General features: G+C 74.0%; 1 protein-coding gene. It reads left to right on the forward strand.

The genetic code is table 11. The features are described from left to right. On the forward strand, window positions 1-1,087 hold a 1,087-nt coding region (locus G3N93_RS40700), incomplete at both ends, for a ComEC/Rec2 family competence protein (RefSeq protein ID WP_206135599.1).

Below are 1,087 nucleotides of genomic sequence, written 5' to 3' on the forward strand. Positions count from 1 at the left end.
GCCGGCACCGTACGCGGCTGCGCTCGCCGCGCTGGCGGCTGCGGCCGGCTACGCGGCGCTCGCCGGCTTCAACGTGCCGGCGCAGCGCGCGTGGTGGATGATCGCGGCCGGCGGCATCGCGTATCTGGCCGGGCGCAGCGTACCGGCTTCCGCGGTGCTGTGCGTGGCGCTCGGCGGCGTGCTGCTTGCCGATCCATGGGCCGTGCTGTCGGCCGGATTCTGGCTGTCGTTCGGGGCGGTCGCCGTGATCCTGCTGGCCGTCTCCGGCTGGCGTGCCGCGCGTGAGGCCGATGCGGAGAGCGAGGAGGGCGACGGCACGTCCGGCCTGTCGAGCCGCTTGCGCGCGTGGGGTGTACGCGCCGGGCGCCGTATTGCCGAGGCCACGCGCGTGCAATACGCGGTGACGATCGGTCTCGCGCCGCTGACGGCGGCATGGTTCGCGCAGATATCGCTGTCGGGCCCGTTCGGCAATGCGTTCGCGATTCCGTGGGTGAGCTCGGTCGTGACGCCGGTCGTGCTGGCCGGGATCGCGCTGCCCGCGCCGCTCGATGCGTATGCGTTCCGGCTCGCGCACGCGGCGCTCGAACCGATGATGACGTTGCTCGGGCACCTCGCCGACTGGCCGGCCGGCGTGTTCTGGCTGCGCATGCCCGACTGGCCGGTGCTGCTGCTGGCCTGTGTGGGCGTCGCATGGGCGCTGATGCCCCGCGGCTGGCCGTTGCGCTGGGCGGCCCCGCTCACGTGGCTGCCGCTCGTCGCGCCGGCAGCCGATGCGCCGCCGCCGGGCGGTTTCCGGCTGACCGTGCTTGACGTCGGGCAGGGCGCGTCGGTACTGGTGGAGACCGCGCGGCGATCCTTGCTGTTCGATGCCGGGCCGGGTGCGGAGTCGACCCACGCCGGCGCACGGATCGTCGCGCCGGCGTTGCGTGCACGCGGCATCGCGGTGATCGATTCGCTCGTACTCAGTCACGCGGATGCCGATCACGCGGGTGGCGCACCAGCCGTCTATGCAACCGCCGACGTGCGCCAGCTGCTGGCCGGCATTGCACCGGGCAGCCGGCTGTGGCGCGATGCGGCCGCCGCCGGC

It is taken from the genome of Burkholderia sp. Se-20378, assembly GCF_017104665.1.
GTDB classification, from domain to species: Bacteria; Pseudomonadota; Gammaproteobacteria; order Burkholderiales; family Burkholderiaceae; genus Burkholderia; species Burkholderia lata.